Source organism: Sphingomonas canaveralia, from assembly GCF_047238125.1.
Lineage (GTDB): Bacteria > Pseudomonadota > Alphaproteobacteria > Sphingomonadales > Sphingomonadaceae > JBDFMH01.
This window is the reverse complement of record NZ_JBDFMH010000001.1, coordinates 2104193-2122869: the sequence shown is the minus strand read 5'-3', so window position 1 is coordinate 2122869 and position 18677 is coordinate 2104193. Positions and strand designations below refer to the sequence as shown.

Sequence of the window (18677 nt, the reverse complement as noted above, 5' to 3'; positions counted from 1 at the left end):
CAAGCGCCGCCGCAACTCCATGCCGATGGATCACGACTTGCGGCGGACGAGCCAGACCGTGTCGCCCGCATCGTCGACGACGAAGATCGCGCCGTCCTCGCGGGTCTGGATGCTGACCGGGCGTCCATAGACATCGCCCTTTTTCGCGTCGGCGACGAAACCGGTCAGGAACGGCTGCGGTTCGCCGGTCGGCCGCCCGCCTGCGAACGGTACGGCAAGCACGTCATAGCCACTGAAGCTCGACCGGTTCCACGACCCGTGCCGCGCGACATAGGCAGTCTGCGCTGCATCCCCCTTGCCGAACGCGATTCCAAGCGCAGCGGCGTGCGCACCCACCGCCACGTCGGGCAACAAGGTCGTCGCCAGCAGATCGCGTCGCTCATTGGCGTGGCGGGGGTCCTGCTTGCCGTAATAGCTGTACGGCCAGCCGTAAAACCCGCCCTCACGCACGCCGACAAGATAGTCCGGCGAGATATCGTCTCCGATTTCGTCGCGTTCGTTGACTGCGGTCCACAACGTTCCACTGGTCGGTGACCACGCCATGCCGACCGGGTTGCGCAAGCCCGAGGCGTAGAGCCGCTCACGACCGGTTGCGACGTCCACCGCAAGGATCGCAGCCCGGCGTTGTTCTTCGACCATGCCGTACTCGCCGACGTTCGAGGCCGATCCGACCGATACATAGAGTGTTCGCCCATCGGGGCTTAGCAGCAGGTTGCGCGTCCAGTGGTTATTGTAGCCCCCTGCCGGAAGCGCGATCACCGGCTTAGGCGCGGCTGTGATCCTTGTCTGCCCAGGCTGGAACGGGAAGACCGCCACCCCGTCGGTATTGGCAACGTAGAGCCGGCCGTTCGCATATTGCATCCCGAACGGCTGGTTCAGTCCTTCGCGCAGCACGAAGCGCTGCTCGGCCACTCCGTCGCGATCCGCGTCGCGCAACAGGGTCAGGCGGTTGGCACTGAACCCGGTAGTCTTTGACAATGCCTGCCCACGTTGAACTTCAGGATCGGCGTCCAGCTTCGGCTTTGTCCGCGCTTCCGCGACCAGCACGTCGCCATTGGGAAGCAGCAGCGCCTGCCGCGGATAATCAAGCCCGCCGGCGAACTGCACCACCTCGTATCCGCGCGGCGCGACCGGCTTGCGGCCCTCGGGCCAGCCGATCGTGCGGGGATGGTTTACGACCGACTCGGTCGCATATGGCTCTGGCTGCGCATCGAGTCCGATCACCTGCGGTATGGACTGAGCGTTTGCGCCTGCGGTGATCGCGATCGACGCAAGCAGAATGTGGGCGAAGGCGGTCTTGGACATGGGGGCTCCCGATTGCGTCGAGCGGGAACAGTCTCACCCCGGCAAGGTATCCCCGCCTTCCTGCGACGACACATAAAATTACAGAATGATCCTACGCGCTATGGCAGGCCTGCAGCTGACGCGGATCAACGCCGTATCGCCGCGGTGGCGAGCCCTGCCGTTATCAATGCGCCGCCTCCGGCGCGCTGGGCCCAGCGGCGAAAGCGGGCATCCCGTACCAGCCTCGAAGCGCGGGAAGCAGCCAAGGCGTAGAGCGTGTCCGTCGCCGCCGCGAGGCCGGTGAACGTCGCGATGAGAATCGCGGCCTGCGGAGCATATGGATCCTCCGGCCGGATGAATTGGGAAGCGAACGCCACGAAGAACATGATCGTTTTTGGGTGGAAGGTGCCCACCGCGACGTTGGTCAGGAACGCCGTCGTCGCGCTGATCGCAGTGCCGGGCGCCGCCACTTCCGCCGTTGATTCGCTTCTCGCGATGGCAAGCAGGCCGACCGCAATGAGATAGAGCGCCCCCGCCCACTTCAGGATCGTGAAGGCGAGGGCGGATGACGCAAGGATCGCCCCCGCCCCAGCCAGCGACACCGACATTGCAGTCGCATTCCCCACCGCCATGCCGGCGACAGATGCAAGAGCCACCCGCCGGCCGGAATTGAATGCGAACCCTATGATGCTGGCAACGCCTGGGCCGGGGATCACGCCAATCACAAACGACGCGCCCGCGAAGGCCGCCCAAGCATAGAGGTCCATTGCGCGCTCCTGACCAATGGTGATCGGCTTCACGCTATCACGTGAGGAACTACAAGAATGAAGGTCGGTTGGCCGAGATCTGGCCTCGCTTCCACCTTTTTCCCGGCGCCTCGGCCGATAGTCATCCGCTCGCGATATTTCGCCACTCGAAAGCGGACGCCTATCCAGTTCGCAGAGAGATCCCGGATGAGTTGTGATTGCGGTCTCGGCTTCGAAACCCGGCCCGCGCGATCACCCACAGGGTTCCAGGTCTGCCCAGCCGAACAGGGCGCACGGCGTTGTTGAAGAGGGTGTCGCGACGCTGGTTCGCGGAAAGGAAGCTGGCTTTGCGAATTCGCGCGATCGCCAACGCCGTACCCTGTGGCCAGATCATTCGATCCGAGCCGAACGGGATGCGCTTGCCGTGGCCGTAGGTCAGCAAAAAGTTGGGGACGGCTGCTCCGCCGCAGCGAACGGGTTGTTGTCTGCTGCGACGCTCGTCTGTTACGCCGAGCCATGGCCACCCAGCAAAGCACGATCGATTATCTGATCGGACAGGCGACCTGCGCCGGCACGGTATCGGCGAAGCCGATGTTCGGCGAGTACAACGTGTATGTCGACGGCAAGATGATCGGGTCGGTCTGCGACGATCAACTTTTCGTGAAGCCGACGGCAGTAGGCCGGGTCCATGCCGAACCGGTGTCGGACGCGCCGCCTTACCCGGGAGCGAAACCACAATTGCTGATCACGGCCGACCGATGGGATGATGCGGAATGGCTCGGCGAACTGCTGCGCCTGACGGCAGCCGAACTGCCGACGCCCAAGCCGCGTAAGTCGAAGTTGCACACCTAGGCAACGGTCGCGGAACCGCGTCAGCGTTTCGGGCGAAGCTCGGTCAGATCAATGCCCAGACGCTTCACGCGATAGTAGAAAGTTTCGCGTGGGATTCCCAAGCTGCGAAGCGCGCGCGGCACCTCACCATCCGATTTGAGCAGGGCATCCATGATGATGGCGCGTTCGAACGCGCGCATGCGCTCCGGCAGCGGCGTGTCCATGTCCGCGGTCTCGCTGCCGATGGCGTCGTCGAGGCCGAGGACGAGCCGTTCGACCGCATATTCCAGCTCACGCACATTTCCGGGCCAGTCACGACGCGCGAGCAGGCCAGCGGCGGCGGCGAGCGGCGGCTCGTTGCGACGATGCTTGCGTGACAGCGTCGCGAGGAAATGGGCGATGAGGAGCTGCAAATCCTCGCCCCGCGCAACGAGCGGCGGCAAGCTGAGGACGACCGCGGCGATGCGGTGATACAGCGCAGGCAGTACGCGATCGGCGGCGCGTCCCTCGATCGCGGCGATGATCCGCACATCGACCGGCTGCGGCGCACGGCTGTCCGTCGCGATCAGCCGGTGTTCGGCGAACTGGGCCAGCCGCAGCTGCAGCGCTTGATCCGCACCTTCCAGATTATCAAGGAACAGCGTACCGCGCTCCGCTCTGGCGATCGGCCCCTGCGCTCCGAACAGCTCGCTGACGTTGGCCGGGGGGGCGGCGCAATCCAGCAGGACGAACCGGTGGCGCACACGATGCCCCGCGCGATGGATCGAGCGCGCCAGCAATTGCTTCCCGGTGCCCGAGTCCCCTTCCACGATAATGTCGAGCTCGGTATTGGCCAACGTCGCGACGCTGGCACGAAGGCGGCGGATGGCGGGGCTGTGACCCACCAGTTCGTCCGCCCCCGCCGCTTCGGCGGCGATGCGCAGGCGGCGGTTCTCGAGCGTCAGGGACCGTGCCGCCGCGGCGCGCGCGATCGCGCTCAGCAGCAGGTCCGGGTCGCACGGTTTGATGAGGAAGTCCCACGCGCCTGCCTTCAGCGCGGCGACCGCAGTGGCGACGTCGCCGTGACCGGTCATCAGGATCACGGGAAGCTCGGCATCGCGCTCCCGGAGCGCACGGAGCAACTCCACGCCGGACTGCCCGGGCATCCGGATGTCGGACAGAACAACACCGGGGAAGTCGGCGCCGATCGCGGCCAGTGCGCTAGCGGCATCGGCGAATTCGACCGTCGCGTGCCCCGCGATCGACAGGAGCTGCGCGGTGGCGACGCGCACGTCGATATCGTCTTCGACCAGCGCGACGGGCGCGGGATCGCTCATGCTGCGACCATCTCGATAGCGAAACAGGCGCCGGTCTCCGACGGCACCAGCCGCAGCGCGCCTTCGAATTCGGTCATGATGTCATGGGCGATGACGAGACCCAGTCCCAGTCCGTCAGGTCGGCTCGTGACGAACGGCGTGAATAGGCGTGCGGCGACTTTTGGGTCGATCCCCGGCCCGTTGTCAGAGACGGTCAGCGTCACGCTAGCGCCAGCCCGCGTCAGCGCCATCTCGATATGCGGCGCCTCGCAGCCGCGCTGCGCCTCCACGGCATTCTGCAGCACGTTGACCAGCACCTGCTCCAGCCGAACGCGTCCGCCGCGTACCAGCAGGTCTGGATCGATTACCGGATGAACTAGCGACACCGACCGCAATTGTTCCTTCAGCATCAGCAGCGCGCCATCGACGACCTCGGCAAGCGATATCGCGCGCACGCCGCCGGCCTGACGGCGGGAGAAGCCGCGAAGCTCCGCAGTGATGGTTCCGATCCGGTCGCACAGCCGGGCGATCGCATCGAGGTTGCTGCGCGCGGCCGCCGGATCGCCGCGATCGATCAGCGCGGCGGTGGTCGCGGCATAGGTGCGGATCGCCGCCACCGGCTGCGCGGTCTCGTGCGCGACCCCCGCGGTGACCTGGCCCAGCGTCGCGAGGCGGTTCGCCTGACGCAGCCCCTCGCGCAGCTCGGCAGCGCGCGCCTCGCTGGCGGCGCGCTCCTCGATCTCGCGGGTTAGCGCGGCCGTGCGGGCGCGGACCGCCTCCTCGAGCTCCGCGGTGCGGCGGCGCCCAAGCAGCGCGCGCTGGCGCAGCCCCCACGCAAGCGCCGCGAGTGCTGCCACCGCCAGCGCCGCGCCCAACGCCGCGGTCCGCCCGGCATCGCGCGGGAGCGGCTTGCGTAGCGTGAGCGTCCAGCCGGGCTGCGCCGTCGCGACCGAGCGCGAGACGCTATCCGGCCGGTCCGGCAGGGGGCGCAGCGCGGTATCGGGAAGGCTCGCCTCCGCACGCACCGCCGCGAGCCGCGCGGGGGAGAGCGGCGTGGTGGTCGCGAAGCGCCATGCCGGGCGGCTGCTCACCAGCACGACGCCTTCCGCATTGCGCACGATCGTGTCGCCGCCGGCCCGCGCCCAGTCGGCCTCCAGCCGATCGAACTCCACCTTGACGACGATCACGCCACCGGCCGCGGTCCGGCGCGCAAGATACAGGCCGGAACGCCCGCTGACGCTGCCGCGCGCGAACTGGCGTGCGGTGCCGCGTTTGCGAGCGTCACGATAATAGCGGCGGAAGCGATAGTCGGTGCCAACGAAGCTATCAGGGCGGCGCCAGTTGCTCGCCGACAGCGCGACCCCGTCCGGCCCGACCAGATAGATGACCGCCGCACCCGTGACCCGCGCCAGTTGCTCCAGCTTGCGGTTGAGCGCTGCGGGACGGCTGGCGGTCGCCGCGGCGACGTCAACATCGTCGCGCAGCGCGAGCGGCAGCAGTTCGAACCGTGCGACCTCGCGGTCCAGCAACCCCGCGCGCAGCCGCGCGTCGGTGAGGACACTTGCCGCCAGCAGGTCGCGGGCGCGGTCGCGGGCGAGCAGCCCGGTCGCAAGCGCGACCATGACCGCCAGGACGACCGTTACCGACAGCCAGCGCCAACCAGAGCCCGATCGCCGAGTCATTGGCCGAGACTAGGCTCCCCATTGGATTGTGCAAGATTTTGCACGGAGCATCGCATGGCTGTGCAGGAATTCACCGCTTTGATTCCCAAGACAGAACTATACCATTGATCAGGAACGATATTATCCAATTCATAAAAGTAGTGGTCCGCAGTCTGGCATGGCGCACGATCGCGGGGAGGAAGAGCGTCGCCGTGGAGCGAGCGCCATTGGAGAGGAAACGATCATGCGTTTCGACAGCCCCGCGATCCCCGCCGCCGCGCCACCGCCCCGGCCCTGGTACGCGCATCTCTACGTCCAAGTGCTCGTCGCCATCGTCGCCGGCGTCCTTCTCGGCCACTTCGCCCCGGCGACCGGCGAGGCGATGAAGCCGATCGGCGATGCCTTCATCAAACTCGTGAAGATGATCATCGCACCGGTCATCTTCCTGACGATCGTCACCGGCATCGCCGGCATGCGCGATTTATCCGCAGTCGGCCGTGTCGCGGGCAAGGCGTTCGCCTATTTCCTGTTCTTCTCGACGCTGGCGCTGGTCGTCGGGCTGATCGTCGCCAATGTCGTGCAGCCCGGTGCCGGGCTGAACATCGATCCGGCGACGCTCGATACCACCAAGGTCGGCGAATATGCCGCCAAGGCGCATGAGACGACGCTGACCGGGTTCCTCACCTCGATCATCCCCGACACATTCGTTTCGGCGCTCACCCAAGGCAACATCTTGCAGACGCTGTTCGTCGCCATCCTCTTCGGCATCGGCCTCGCGATGATCGGCGACCGCGGCGCGCGCATCACTTCGGCGCTCGAGGAGCTGTCGCTGGCAGTCTTCAAGGTCGTCGCGATCCTCATGAAGGCAGCGCCGATCGGCGCGTTCGGCGCAATGGCGTTCACGATCGGCAAGTACGGGGTGGGCACGCTCGCCAACCTGGCAGGGCTGGTGGCGACATTCTACCTCACCTCCCTGCTGTTCGTGATCGTCGTGCTGGGGCTCGTGGCGCGTGCGTGCGGCTTCTCGATCTTCCGGCTGATCGCCTATCTCAAGGCGGAGCTACTGCTGGTGCTCGGCACCTCGTCGTCGGAAAGCGCGCTGCCGAGCCTGATCGAGAAGATGGAGCGCGCGGGCTGCCCGAAGTCGATCGTCGGGCTGGTGGTGCCGACCGGCTATTCGTTCAATCTCGACGGTACCAACATCTATATGACGCTCGCCGCCCTCTTCATCGCGCAGGCGTGCAACGTCGATCTGACGCTTGGCCAGCAGTTGCTGCTGCTGGCAGTGGCGATGCTTTCCTCCAAGGGCGCGGCCGGAGTGACTGGTGCCGGCTTCATCACCCTGGCCGCGACGCTCTCGATCGTGCCTGACGTGCCGGTCGCCGGCATGGCGCTGATCCTCGGCGTGGACCGCTTCATGAGCGAATGCCGCAGCCTGACCAACTTCATCGGCAATGCCGTCGCGACGGTGGTCGTCTCGCGCTGGGAGGGACGGCTCGACCGCGAGCAATTCGCCCTCGCGCTCGACGGCCGCGCATTGCCCGTCGATGAGCTGCCCGCCGACGCCATCGCTGCGGAGTAGGCCAGCATGACCCGCTTCATTCGCGCTGCTGCGGCAGCCACCGCCCTTTGCGCCTTCACGACGCCGATCGCCGCTCAGGTCGCCACCGGCCGGGTCGCCCCCAGCGAAGCGGGAGAGACCCGCGTTCCGGCGAACCCAACCGTCACTGCCTATCCCGCGGCGGCCGCTGGAGACGGGGCGACCACCGGCGGGTTCAACCTGTCGCGCTGGGCCGAGAACTGGGGCAACCTGCGCGATCCGGCCAAGCGCGACGACCTGTTCGACCGGCTGAAATATCTGCCGCTGAATAGCGACGGTGATGTCTACCTCACTTTGTCGGGCGAGGCGCGCTTGCGGGTCAACCTCACCACCAATCCCAACCTGCGCGAGGTGCCGCACCAGCGACAGGATATTCGGCGGCTGGTCGGCGGTGCGGACCTCCACCTTGGCCCCCATGTTCGGCTGTACGGCGAGATCGCGCATGGCGGGATCTCCGGTCGTAATCTTGGCGCCCCCGCGGCGACGCTGCGCAACGACCTCGTCTTACAGCAATATTTTGCTGACGTTACTGCCGATGTCGGCGGCGTCGCACTGGGCGCGCGGTACGGCCGGCAGGAGTTCACGGACGGCCCCAACCTTCTGGTCTCCCAGCGCGACAACAATACCATCCGCTACACGCTGAATGGCCTGCGGCTGTGGGCGCGGGGCAGCAAGATGCGGATCGACCTGTTCGACCTGCGTCCCACCGCCTATGGCGACCTCGGTACCAGCGACGACATCAACGACCCCGCGCGCCGCTTTTCGGGCGCCACGCTCGGCTTCGTCCTGCCTGACACGTGGCTCGGCGGGTCGAAGCTCTATTTCGATCCTTTCGTCTGGCGTCGTCGCAACAAGGTCGGCGCGTGGGGCGGGCGGATCGGCCCGGCGACACGCTATTATGCCGGCGCGAGACTATGGGGCGATGCCGGCCGGCTGACCATCGACTGGTCGGTCAATCACCAATGGGGCACCTATCGCGATCAGGAGATCGATGCCTGGCAGGCCTTCTTCGCGCAGACCTGGCGGCTGGGGCAGCAGCCCACCGCGCCGCGGATCGGGTTCCACGCCGATTATGCCAGTGGCGGCGGCGGCTACGGCGACGGCAAGCTGCGCGACGCCTATGCGCCGTTCGGCAACAACATCTATTACAGCTACGCGCTGTTCCTGACCCCATCGAACCTGATCACGGTCGCTCCGAACCTGACCGTATCACCGGTGCCGAAGGTACGGTTGACGGCAGAATATCAGTTCGCCTGGCGCGACAGCGTTACTGACGCGGTCTACCGCGCGAACGGGCAGCCGTTTGCGGGGACGCAGAACATAGGCGATGCCAAGATCGGTGAAGTCGCGCGGGCGCAGCTCGTCTGGTCGATCAGTCCGCGACTGTCCTTCACCGGCCGCTACGAGCATCTCGCCGCCGGCCCGTCGCTGACGAAGGCCGGCTTCCGCAGCTCGGACTTTTTCGCCGGCTGGCTCAGCTTCCGCTTCTGACGGCAGGAGACACCCCATCACCGTCGCTCGACACGCCGCGGCCCGCGCGCTGCTGGCCGATCCGCTGACCAACAAGGGCACTGCCTTCACCAGCGAGGAGCGCGATCGGCTCGGGCTGCACGGGCTGCTGCCGCCGCACGTCGGCACGCTGGAGGGGCAGATCGCGCGCCGCCGCCGCGCGCTGGAGGCGCTGCCGGACGACTTCCACCGCTACGCCTTTCTGCGCGAACTTCAGGACACCAACGAGGTGCTGTTCCAGGCCCTGATCCAGAGCGACCTGTCGCGCATGCTGCCACTGGTCTACACACCCACCGTCGGGGAAGGCTGCCAGCGCTTCAGCGAGATCTGGCGACGCCCGCGCGGGCTTTTCCTGTCCTGGCCCAACCGTGACCGGATCGCCGACATCCTGGCCGATCCCGCGCTCGATCGGGTCAAGGTGATCGTCGTGTCGGACGGCGAGCGCATTCTGGGCCTGGGTGATCAGGGCGCGGGCGGCATGGGCATCCCGATCGGCAAGCTCGCGCTCTACACCGCCTGCGCCGGGTTCCACCCGGCCGAGGTGCTGCCGATCCTGCTCGATGTCGGCACCGACAATGCCGCGCTGCGTGACGACCCGCTCTATGTCGGCTGGCGCCATGCGCGCGTGCGCGGCGCTGAGTATGACGCCTTCGTCGACCGGTTTGTGACGGCGGTGGGGACACGCTGGGAAGACGTGCTTTTGCAGTGGGAGGATTTTGCCGGGGCCAATGCCTATCGCCTGCTCGACCGCTATCGCGATCGGCTGCTGAGCTTCAACGACGACATCCAGGGCACCGCGGCGACAGCGGTCGGTACATTGATGTCAGCGGTCGCGCGCGCCGGCGGGCGCCTTGAAGACCAGCGCGTCGTGCTGGTCGGCGCGGGGGCGGCCGGGACTGGCATTGCCGAGCTCGCGATCCGCGCGATGATCGCGCAAGGCATGACCGAGGGCGCGGCGCGGGGCGCGATCTGGGCGGTTGACCGGATGGGTCTGGTGGTCGCAGGACAGCCGGGCCTCACCCCGGCGCAGGCGGCGATCGCGCGCCCGGCCGCGCAGGTCGCCGCATGGACGCGCGACGCCGATGGCGCGATCTCGCTGGCTGAAGTCGTCCGCCGCGTCCGCCCCACCGTGTTGCTCGGCACCTCCGGGCGCGCCGGCACCTTTACCGAGGAGGCGGTGCGCGCAATGGCTGCCGGGACCCTGCGCCCGATCATCCTGCCGTTGTCGAACCCGACTACCCATGCCGAGGCGCATCCGGCGAACCTGCTTGCCTGGACGGAGGGCCGCGCGATCGTCGGCACCGGCAGCCCGTTCGGCGTCGCAGGCGTGGCGCAGGTCAATAACGTCCACATATTTCCCGGCGTCGGGCTCGGCGCATTGGCCTGCGGCGCGCGTGCGATCAGCGACGGCATGTTCCTGGCCGCCGCACGCGCCCTTGCCGATGCCGCGGCCCAAGCCGACGCCCTGCTGCCGCCGATCGAGTCCTTGCGCGACACTGCTCTCAGCGTCGCCCAAGCGGTCGCAGCGCAAGCGCTATCGGAAAAGCTCGAGAGCCGCCCCCCCGATTTTTCGAACGTATCGTGGCGACCTACCTACGATTAGGATCGCCATTCTGCCCTGACATCGTCAGTGGGTCCTGCGAGGCCCGCAACCGCTTGGGCGAGCTTGCCAGCGACCGCTCGCCGACATGGCTCCCCGACCGCGTGGGCCACGCAACGCGTACTATTGGGGCTGATCCACGCTGCTCGTAAGGTAAGTCGACTGCCGGCTACCGCGCAGTTCCGTGACCCGAACTCTTTAGCGGTTGCTCGGGAAGTCGTTGAGGGAGGAAAATAGGCGGGTGCAACCGCCGATATGGCAAGCTGGCGACGCCGGAAGAAGTGGTGCCCAGGGACGGGATCGAACCGCCGACACTGCGATTTTCAGTCGCATGCTCTACCAACTGAGCTACCTGGGCATCGAAGGCACGCGTTGGAGGCGCGCCTATAGGCGGGGGTCGGCGTCGCTGTCCAGAGGGCTGCTGTCGATTTCGGCGGCTTCGGCTTCGGTCGGCCGGGCGGGGATGCGATAGCCTTCGCCGAACCAGGCGAGCAGATCGCGATCGCGGCAGCCGCGGCTGCAGAACGGTGCGTGGGCCGGCACGGCGGGACTGCCGCAGACCGGGCAGCCGGCGCGGCTAGAGCGAGGGGTTCGCGACGTCGACATAGGCGGCCGATATGGGGAGCGCGGGATCGGGGCGCAACGCGACCGAGGCGCCGATCCGCCGTGACAGCGCCGCGATCCAGTCCGGCCGGGCGAGCAGCGGCATCGCGACCGGCGGCGCGGCGACCAGCGTGCGCGCGCCGATACCGGGTTCGCGTTCGGCGCGGCGCAGCAGCGCGAGCCCGGCGGCGAGCGCGGGATCGGCCTGCAGAAGTTCGGCAAGCGACGGGCGCGTGCGGCGGCGGACCAGCTGCAGAAAGCCGAAACCGTTGACGGCGGTGCGCTCGAACGGTTGCGGCACGACCGCGTCGAGCGCGGCGGCGGCGGCCTGCCGGGCGGCGCGATCGGGGACGGTCGGCAGATCGATGCCGATCGAGCCCGCGATCCCCATCCGCCGGATCGCGCGGCCCGCGGCGGTGGCGCCGGCGACGGCAAGATCGGCGGGGGGCAGCACGCCATCGACATCGAACAGCGCCATCGCCGGGGTAAGCGACAGCCGCAGCGCGCCGCCGGGAAAGCCGATCTCGCCGGTCGCGGCCTCCTCCAACAGTTCGGACCAGCCAGCCGCTTCCAGCCGGTCGGGCCCGTGCGCCGCGCAGTCGACGACGGGCAGGCCGGTGGCGGCGATCCGCGCGCGCAGATCGGGGCCGGGGCCGGGCACCGCGCCATCGGCGGCGGGGCGGACGCGGGGCGGCTTGGCGCGGCCCGCTTCGAACAGTGCCTCGCGCCCCACTTCCACGCGCAACGGCCGGCCCTCGCTCAGGCCATGCGGCAGCGGCTCCAGCCAGAGCTCCACGCCATCGGCGACGGCGATGCCGCGGCGGCCGGGCAGGGTGGCGCGGGCGAAGCGGGCATCGAGCACCGTGCCCGCACGCAACGCCCCGTCATCCCGCTCGATCGCGGCTTCAAGGATCGCGCCGTCTTTCACCAGCGCGGCGCGGGCTTCCCCTACGCCCGCTTCGTAGAGCCATTCAGCCACCGGCCACCAGGCCCGCCGCCAGCAGCAGCGCGCGCGTTTCCGCCAGCGGCAGGCCGATCACGCCCGAATGGCTGCCGTCGATGCGGCGGATGAACGCCTCGGCAAAGCCCTGGATCGCATAGCCGCCGGCCTTGCCTCGCCATTCGCCGCCGGCCAGATAGGCGGCGATCTCGGCCGCGGACAGCGGCTTGAAGACGACCATCGTATCCGACAGCCGGTGCCGCGCCACCCCATCCGCGCCGACCAGCGTGACTGCGGTCAGCACATGGTGGCGGCGGCCCGACAGCAGCACCAAGCAGGACCGCGCGGTAGCCTCGTCCTCCGCCTTGGGCAGGATCCGGCGGCCGGCGGCGACGACCGTATCGGCCGCCAGCACCATCGCGCCCGGATGGCGGACGGCGACCGCAGCGGCCTTTTCCACGGCCAGTCGGCGGGCATGATCGCGCGGCCGTTCGCCGGGCAGCGGCGCCTCGTCAATCTCCGCCGGGTCGACCGCATCGGGCACGATCCCGATCCGGGCCAGCAGATCCAGCCGGCGCGGGCTGGCGGACGCGAGGACCAGCCGCGGCGGCAGCGGCGGCGCGGCCCCCATCACTTGAACCGGTAGGTGATCCGGCCCTTGGTGAGATCATAGGGGGTCAGCTCGACCAGCACCTCGTCTCCGACGAGGACGCGGATGCGGTTCTTGCGCATCTTGCCGGCGGTGTGGCCGAGTATCTCATGATCATTCTCGAGCCGGACGCGGAACATGGCGTTGGGCAGCAGCTCCACCACCTGGCCGCGCATCTCGAGCAGTTCTTCCTTGGCCAAACAAAACCTCTTGCCTGATCGGGTGCCGAAAAAATCGCGCCGCCTTACGCCTTAAGCATCGAAAAGGGAAGCCGGGGCGCGGGGCAAGCGAGGGGGCACCGCCGCGTCCCGTTTCGGGACGAAGTTCACACCATGGACGCGCTAACGGGGCGGTCGGATGCAGGGATCGTTGCGTGCGGTTGTAACTTCCTTGCGGATGGACGTGGCCGGTCCGGCACCGACCAACGTCGCCCCTGCGCAGGCAGGACCCGATGACTTTGCGGTGTGGCAGTCCGACCATCAACTGGCCCGCCCGCCGGTTCGCCATGGCCGACGCCGGCTGCCCGAAGGAACAGCCATGGGCCCCTGCCTGCGCAGGGGCGACGGGAGGGCGGGCGCGCGATGGAAGGGGTCCGCCGGCGAACGGCACGCGGCCCCGGGCTGCGCGGGGCAAGGGGCTGCAATGAGGCATGGCCCCTTATCGCAGATTCGAGACCTGTAGGAAAATGGTTCAGTCGCGATCGGCGGTGCGCATCGCATCGGTTATGGCGATGGTGACAGCCACTTAATGGCTCGCCCATTGATTACACAGCCGCTAGGCTTAGGATTGGGACGAGATGGCCATTAGGGTTTCCGGGTCGGCGATGATAATCATGACGTCGAGCTATGGATACTCTATCATATAGAAGAGATAAGTATCTTAATCTAGCCAATGCCCGAGTTGCCCTCGAAAGCGACTTATGCTTGCTCTGATTTGCGTGCGCAGCCCAAGCAAGACTTTTGGATATCTCTCCGAGAACTCTCGTTGCTTGTGATCTCGGCAATTCTCAAGCATCTTGATGCGCCATTCAAAGATCTCATTTTGGATAGCGTTAGCGCTATTCGCGAGCTCGTTGAGACGGCTTCCGAGCTCGTACATTTGCATAACGGAAACTACTTCGTGGCGACGCGGTCCAGTCCATTTCGCGATTGTTAAACGAACGGCGTCGGGCATATCAGCAGCTGCGTGAACCCCGTGCACGACCTGATTGCGCCTGTCTTTCAGCCCACCGTTCAACTCTTTGCGTATAGCGTCCAGACGTGCTGGAAAGTGCCCTGGCAAGTTGGCGTCCCTAGCTAAATTTATAGCGAATCCGCACCGTGCAACCACGTCGGCTGAGCCGAACATGATGTATGTTTTTTCGAGTTTGATGTTCTCTATCGCGGCAATGCAGCCAAGGAGAAGGTGCTCAAGAAGTGCCCACTGAATGCAAACGTGGCCGATCGAAGACATTATCTTAAGCTGAGTGTCGTCGTGAGCGGCTGTCATCTTAAAATCCTTCTTAAGCGCTCATCATCTGACAGATCATGGTATCAATACTCTACCCAGCACTTGCTAAGCGGTTGGGGCAGCGTCTGGAAGCCCCCGCCCCACCGCGCGCCAGCCCAGCAGGGCGGCGGCCAGCAGGACCAGGGCGGCGAGCAGGAAGGCGGTGCCGGCCAGGGCGGCATCCAGCCCGGGCGCGATGGTGAGCGCGTAGATCCAGCCGAAGAACAGGGGCGAGACGATGCCGGCGATGCTGGCCACGCTGTTGTTGGCGCCCTGCAACTGGCCCTGTTCGGATTCGGAGACGCGCGCCGTCATCAGCGCCTGCAGCGTGGGCATCGCCAGGCCCCAGAGCGCGTTGGGGATCAGCGCGGCCGCGAACCACCAGCCGCTGGGGGCGATGCCCATCGCGGCGATGCCGGCCGCCCCGCCGACCAGCCCGATCAGCATCGTGGCGCGATCGCCGATCCGCTTGACGACGGGGCCGACGAGCACGCCCTGCACGGCCATGTCGAGCGCGCCGGCGGCGGCGAGCAGCAGCCCGACCTCGAGCGCGCCGAGCCCGTAGCGATGGCCGGCATAGAGGACATAGACCGCCGAGAAGAGATGGTGCGCGAAATAGAGCAGGAAGTTGACCGTCGCGAGCCGGCCAAGCTCGACCTGCGAGCGCAGCAGGCGGAGCGCGCCGAACGGATTGGCGCGGCTCCACGCAAAGGCCATGCGGCGATCGGCGGGCAGGCTTTCGGGCAGCACCGCCAGCCCATAGAGAAAGGCCAGCCCCGACAATGCGGCGGCCGCCCAGAAGGGGGCACGCGGGCTGATCTCGCCCAGTACGCCGCCCAGCAGCGGCCCGGCGATGAAGCCCGCGCTGAACGCCGCGCCGACCAGCCCATAGGCGCGGGCGCGGCCCTCGGGCGGGGTGATATCCGCCATATAGGCATAGGTGGTGGCGAAGCTGGCGGAGGTGATGCCGCTGAGGATGCGGCCCGCCGCCAGCCACCACAGATCGGGCGCGAGCGCCATCAGCACGAAATCGGCCGAGAGCCCCGCGCAGGAGATCAGGATGGTGGGCCGCCTGCCATAGCGATCGGACAGCGATCCGATGATCGGCGAGAAGAGGAACTGCATCGCCGCCCACAGCGTGATGAACAGCCCGTTCCAGAGGCCGGCGCGCTGGCTGGATCCGCTCATCTGTTCGATCAGCGGCGGCAGCACCGGGATGGTGATGCCCATCGCCATGATATCGAGCAGCGCGGTGACGAGGATGAAAGCGATCGCGGCGCGGCGGACGGGGGCGGGATCGGACATCGCCCCGGCCCTTAGCGCGGATGCCGGAAACGGCGAAGGGGCAGCCGCACTGTCGAGAGTGCGGCTACCCCTCCGTCAGCCCTGCGGGCTGCCACCTCCCCCGCCGGGGGAGGATTTCAGGTGGCGTGCGCCAACGCGGCGAGCAGCAGCAGCGCGACGATGTTGGTGATCTTGATCATCGGGTTGACCGCGGGGCCGGCGGTATCCTTGTAGGGATCGCCGACGGTATCGCCGGTCACCGCGGCCTTGTGCGCTTCGCTGCCCTTGCCGCCATGGTTGCCGTCCTCGATATATTTCTTGGCATTGTCCCAGGCGCCGCCCCCGCTCGTCATCGAGATGGCGACGAACAGGCCGGAGACGATCACGCCGAGCAGCAGCGCGCCGAGTGCCGCGAAGCCGTTGGCCTGGCCGGCGACCGCGGCGATCAGGAAATAGACCACGATCGGCGCCAGCACCGGCAGCAGCGACGGCACGATCATCTCGCGGATCGCGGCGCGGGTGACGAGATCGACGGTGCGGCCGTAATTGGGCCGGCTGGTGCCCGCCATGATGCCCGGATTATCGCGGAACTGGGCGCGGACCTCTTCCACCACCGAACCGGCGGCGCGGCCGACCGCCGTCATCCCGAACGCGCCGAAGATATAGGGCAGCAGCGCGCCGAGCAGCAGGCCGACGATGACGTATGGGTTGCTGAGCGAGAAATCGACCGCGAGATCGGGGAAGTAGATGCCCAGATCGGTGGTGTAGGCGCCGAACAGCACCAGCGCGGCCAGGCCCGCCGATCCGATCGCATAGCCCTTCGTCACGGCCTTGGTGGTGTTGCCGACCGCATCGAGCGCATCGGTGCGGACGCGCACCTCATCGGGCAGGCCCGCCATCTCGGCGATGCCGCCGGCATTGTCGGTGACGGGGCCATAGGCGTCGAGCGCGACGACCATGCCGGCCAGCGCCAGCATCGCGGTGGCGGCGAAGGCGATGCCGATCAGCCCGGCGAGCTGATAGGCGACGATGATGCCGACGCAGATGACGAGCGTGGGCAGCGCGGTCGCCTCCAGGCTGATCGCCAGGCCCTGGATCACGTTGGTGCCGTGGCCGGTCTCCGACGCCTTGGCGATCGACTTGACCGGGCGATAGCTGGTGCCGGTGTAATATTCGGTAATCCAGACGAGCAGCCCGGTGACGGCCAGGCCGACCATCATCGACCAGAACAGATCCCAGCCGGTGAAGCCGCCGGCGACCGCCTGGGCGGCGACGATGGCGGCATCGGGGGTGTCCACCGCCTCCACGCCGACCGCTTCGACGACGCCGCCGATCACGGCAGAAAGATCGCCCAGCACGAAGACGGAGACGAGCCAGATCGCCGGGATCGAGAGGATCGCGGTGGTGAGGAAGCCCTTGTAGAGCGCGCCCATGATCGACTGGCTGCGGCCGAGCCGGACGAAATAGGTGCCGATGATCGAAGTGATGATGCAGACGCCGCCGATCAGCAGCGGCAGCGACATCAGCGCCAGCAGCTGCTGCGCGGAGCCCTGCACCAGCAGCGCCGTCAGCACCATCGTGGCGCCGACGGTGACGACATAGGTTTCGAACAGATCGGCGGCCATGCCCGCGCAATCGCCGACATTGTCGCCGACATTGTCGGCGATGGTGGCGGGGTTGCGGGGATCATCTTCCGGAATGCCGGCTTCGACCTTGCCGACCAGATCGGCGCCGACATCGGCCGCCTTGGTGAAGATGCCGCCGCCCAGCCGCGCGAAGATCGAGATCAGCGAGGCACCGAACGCCAGCGCCACCAGCGCATCGATGACGATTCGATCCTGCGGGGCATGGCCGGCGGGACCGGTGAGGTACCAGAAGAAGATCGCGATCGCGAGCAGCGCGAGCCCGGCGACGAGCACGCCGGTGACCGCGCCCGCGCGGAACGCGGTGGTGAGCCCGGCCTGCAGCGACTGGCGCGCGGCTTCCGCGGTGCGCACGTTCGCCTTGACCGAGATGTTCATGCCGATGAAGCCGGTGACGCCCGACAGCAGCGCGCCGAGCACGAAGCCGACCGCCGAGATCGGGCCGAGGAACAGCGCGACGAGGATCGCGACGACCACGCCCACCACCGCGATCGCGGTATATTGCCGGGCCAGATAGGCGCGCGCGCCTTCCTGGATGGCGGCGGCGATATCCTGCATCTTCTCATTGCCCGCGGATGCCGCGAGCACCTGGCGACTGGTGACGATGCCATAGAGCACGGCCAGCAGGCCGCATCCGATGGCGAGATAAACAATCGGCATCCGCATCCTCTCCCTGTTGAACGCCGGCGTGCGGACGCCGGCGCGGATTATGCGCAGCGGTATGCGGACAATTCGACAGGCTGGCAAGCGAGTGTGCGGACGCTATCAGCCGATCCACCAAAGCAGAATCGAAGAGGAGAGCGCGATGCTGACCGTGCATCATCTGGGGATATCGCAGTCGGACCGGATCGTCTGGCTCTGCGAGGAACTCGGCATCGATTACGATCTGAAGCGATACGAGCGCGATCCGGTGACGAAGCTGGCACCGCCGGCCTATCGCGCGCTGCATCCGTTCGGCACCGCGCCGGTGATCAGCGACGGCGATCTGGTGCTGGGCGAGAGCGGCGCGATCATCGATTATATCGTGGAGCGGCACGGCGGCGGCCGGCTGCGCCCGAAGCCCGAGGATGCGGACTTCGCCGACTATCTGTTCTGGTTCCACTTCGCCAACGGATCGCTGATGCCGGCCGGCATGGTCGACATGGTGCTGGCGATGACCGGCGGCGGCGCTGACGGCAATGCCACGCTGGACGGCGTGCGCGACCGGCTGGAACGCGGCTACCGGATGGTGGAGGCGCGGCTGGGCGAGGTCGACTTTTTCGCGGGCGAGCGCTTTACCGCGGCCGACATCATCATGCTGTTCCCGCTGACGACGATGCGCGCCTTCGCGCCACGCGACCTGGGCCCCTATCCCAACATCCGCGCCTATCTGGCCCGGATCGGGGAACGACCCGCCTTCCAGCGCGCCATGCGGAAGGCGGAGCCGGACTTTCCACCGATGCTGGGGTGAGCATGGGCAGTCGCCCCGCGCGATCGTGCCAAACCGGCACAGCGGCAGTTTCGGACGCGCGCAGGTGACGGGTTCTGCGCGCGGGCGACGCCTT

Annotated in this window: 16 protein-coding genes and 1 tRNA gene; 5 read left to right on the top strand and 12 right to left on the bottom strand. The window is 67.4% G+C overall.

The genetic code is table 11. The features are described from left to right. Positions 1–30 precede the first annotated feature (30 nt). Positions 31–1305 carry a PQQ-dependent sugar dehydrogenase gene (locus ABC347_RS10570; RefSeq protein ID WP_413245688.1) on the bottom strand — a complete coding sequence of 425 codons (1275 nt, stop codon included), beginning with the start codon at positions 1303–1305 and terminating at the stop codon, positions 31–33. Positions 1306–1430: 125 nt separating this feature from the next. Next, a complete protein-coding gene (locus tag ABC347_RS10565; protein ID WP_413245687.1) occupies positions 1431–2084 on the bottom strand; it encodes a LysE family translocator in 654 nt (217 codons plus the stop codon). A 462-nt stretch (positions 2085–2546) separates the two neighbouring features. Between ABC347_RS10565 and ABC347_RS10560 the strand changes: the two genes are divergently transcribed. Next, on the top strand, positions 2547–2882 hold the full coding sequence (locus tag ABC347_RS10560; protein WP_413245686.1) for a TfoX/Sxy family protein: 336 nt from the start codon (positions 2547–2549) through the stop codon (positions 2880–2882). Positions 2883–2902: 20 nt separating this feature from the next. Here the strand turns inward: ABC347_RS10560 and ABC347_RS10555 are convergent, their stop codons facing one another. Then, entirely contained in the window at positions 2903–4177 is a 1275-nt protein-coding gene (locus ABC347_RS10555) for a sigma-54-dependent transcriptional regulator (RefSeq protein ID WP_413245685.1), read from the bottom strand. After that, positions 4174–5838 (bottom strand): sensor histidine kinase, encoded by a 1665-nt coding sequence (locus ABC347_RS10550; RefSeq protein ID WP_413245684.1) that lies wholly within the window; start codon positions 5836–5838, stop codon positions 4174–4176. Before ABC347_RS10550 ends, ABC347_RS10555 begins: the two co-directional genes overlap by 4 nt. A gap of 223 nt (positions 5839–6061) precedes the next feature. On the opposite strand from ABC347_RS10550, the gene ABC347_RS10545 reads away from it, so the two are divergent. From ABC347_RS10545 to ABC347_RS10535, 3 genes are read left to right on the top strand one after another with little or no spacing between them, the layout of a single operon-like run. Further along, complete coding sequence (locus ABC347_RS10545; protein ID WP_413245683.1) at positions 6062–7399, top strand: dicarboxylate/amino acid:cation symporter; 1338 nt, start codon at positions 6062–6064, stop codon at positions 7397–7399. 6 nt (positions 7400–7405) lie between these two features. Then, a complete protein-coding gene (locus ABC347_RS10540) occupies positions 7406–8908 on the top strand; it encodes an alginate export family protein (RefSeq protein WP_413245682.1) in 1503 nt (500 codons plus the stop codon). Positions 8909–8924: 16 nt separating this feature from the next. Next, complete coding sequence (locus ABC347_RS10535) at positions 8925–10529, top strand: NAD-dependent malic enzyme (RefSeq protein ID WP_413247038.1); 1605 nt, start codon at positions 8925–8927, stop codon at positions 10527–10529. A 279-nt stretch (positions 10530–10808) separates the two neighbouring features. Here the strand turns inward: ABC347_RS10535 and ABC347_RS10530 are convergent. From ABC347_RS10530 to ABC347_RS10495, 8 genes are all read right to left on the bottom strand, one after another. Then, a tRNA-Phe gene (locus tag ABC347_RS10530) sits at positions 10809–10884 on the bottom strand. Between the two features lie 26 nt (positions 10885–10910). Beyond that, the gene (locus ABC347_RS10525; protein ID WP_413245681.1) at positions 10911–11132 is read right to left on the bottom strand and encodes a DNA gyrase inhibitor YacG; all 222 of its coding nucleotides are present in this window, start codon (positions 11130–11132) and stop codon (positions 10911–10913) included. Continuing rightward, positions 11104–12108: a ribonuclease gene (locus ABC347_RS10520; RefSeq protein ID WP_413245680.1), complete on the bottom strand. Its 1005-nt coding sequence runs from the start codon at positions 12106–12108 to the stop codon at positions 11104–11106. Before ABC347_RS10520 ends, ABC347_RS10525 begins: the two co-directional genes overlap by 29 nt. Then, the gene (locus tag ABC347_RS10515) at positions 12101–12700 is read right to left on the bottom strand and encodes a Maf family protein (RefSeq protein ID WP_413245679.1); all 600 of its coding nucleotides are present in this window, start codon (positions 12698–12700) and stop codon (positions 12101–12103) included. Before ABC347_RS10515 ends, ABC347_RS10520 begins: the two co-directional genes overlap by 8 nt. Further along, the gene (infA, locus tag ABC347_RS10510) at positions 12700–12918 is read right to left on the bottom strand and encodes a translation initiation factor IF-1 (RefSeq protein WP_003049127.1); all 219 of its coding nucleotides are present in this window, start codon (positions 12916–12918) and stop codon (positions 12700–12702) included. Before infA ends, ABC347_RS10515 begins: the two co-directional genes overlap by 1 nt. A gap of 679 nt (positions 12919–13597) precedes the next feature. Further along, positions 13598–14206 (bottom strand): hypothetical protein, encoded by a 609-nt coding sequence (locus ABC347_RS10505; RefSeq protein ID WP_413245678.1) that lies wholly within the window; start codon positions 14204–14206, stop codon positions 13598–13600. Positions 14207–14272: 66 nt separating this feature from the next. Then, the gene (locus ABC347_RS10500) at positions 14273–15511 is read right to left on the bottom strand and encodes a TCR/Tet family MFS transporter (RefSeq protein WP_413245677.1); all 1239 of its coding nucleotides are present in this window, start codon (positions 15509–15511) and stop codon (positions 14273–14275) included. Between the two features lie 116 nt (positions 15512–15627). Next, entirely contained in the window at positions 15628–17793 is a 2166-nt protein-coding gene (locus ABC347_RS10495; protein ID WP_413245676.1) for a sodium-translocating pyrophosphatase, read from the bottom strand. 145 nt (positions 17794–17938) lie between these two features. On the opposite strand from ABC347_RS10495, the gene ABC347_RS10490 reads away from it, so the two are divergent. Then, positions 17939–18583 (top strand): glutathione S-transferase family protein, encoded by a 645-nt coding sequence (locus ABC347_RS10490; protein ID WP_413245675.1) that lies wholly within the window; start codon positions 17939–17941, stop codon positions 18581–18583. Positions 18584–18677 lie beyond the last annotated feature (94 nt).

What these genes read in the sequence shown, in the direction of transcription:
- ABC347_RS10525 (WP_413245681.1), bottom strand. Translation starts at nt 11,132, where the DNA reads ATGTCGACGTCGCGAACCCCTCGCTCTAGCCGCGCCGGCTGCCCGGTC.
- ABC347_RS10560 (WP_413245686.1), top strand. Translation starts at nt 2,547, where the DNA reads ATGGCCACCCAGCAAAGCACGATCGATTATCTGATCGGACAGGCGACC.
- ABC347_RS10515 (WP_413245679.1), bottom strand. Translation starts at nt 12,700, where the DNA reads ATGGGGGCCGCGCCGCCGCTGCCGCCGCGGCTGGTCCTCGCGTCCGCC.
- ABC347_RS10540 (WP_413245682.1), top strand. Translation starts at nt 7,406, where the DNA reads ATGACCCGCTTCATTCGCGCTGCTGCGGCAGCCACCGCCCTTTGCGCC.
- ABC347_RS10545 (WP_413245683.1), top strand. Translation starts at nt 6,062, where the DNA reads ATGCGTTTCGACAGCCCCGCGATCCCCGCCGCCGCGCCACCGCCCCGG.
- ABC347_RS10570 (WP_413245688.1), bottom strand. Translation starts at nt 1,305, where the DNA reads ATGTCCAAGACCGCCTTCGCCCACATTCTGCTTGCGTCGATCGCGATC.
- ABC347_RS10495 (WP_413245676.1), bottom strand. Translation starts at nt 17,793, where the DNA reads ATGCCGATTGTTTATCTCGCCATCGGATGCGGCCTGCTGGCCGTGCTC.
- ABC347_RS10490 (WP_413245675.1), top strand. Translation starts at nt 17,939, where the DNA reads ATGCTGACCGTGCATCATCTGGGGATATCGCAGTCGGACCGGATCGTC.
- ABC347_RS10500 (WP_413245677.1), bottom strand. Translation starts at nt 15,511, where the DNA reads ATGTCCGATCCCGCCCCCGTCCGCCGCGCCGCGATCGCTTTCATCCTC.
- ABC347_RS10555 (WP_413245685.1), bottom strand. Translation starts at nt 4,177, where the DNA reads ATGAGCGATCCCGCGCCCGTCGCGCTGGTCGAAGACGATATCGACGTG.
- ABC347_RS10550 (WP_413245684.1), bottom strand. Translation starts at nt 5,838, where the DNA reads ATGACTCGGCGATCGGGCTCTGGTTGGCGCTGGCTGTCGGTAACGGTC.
- ABC347_RS10505 (WP_413245678.1), bottom strand. Translation starts at nt 14,206, where the DNA reads ATGACAGCCGCTCACGACGACACTCAGCTTAAGATAATGTCTTCGATC.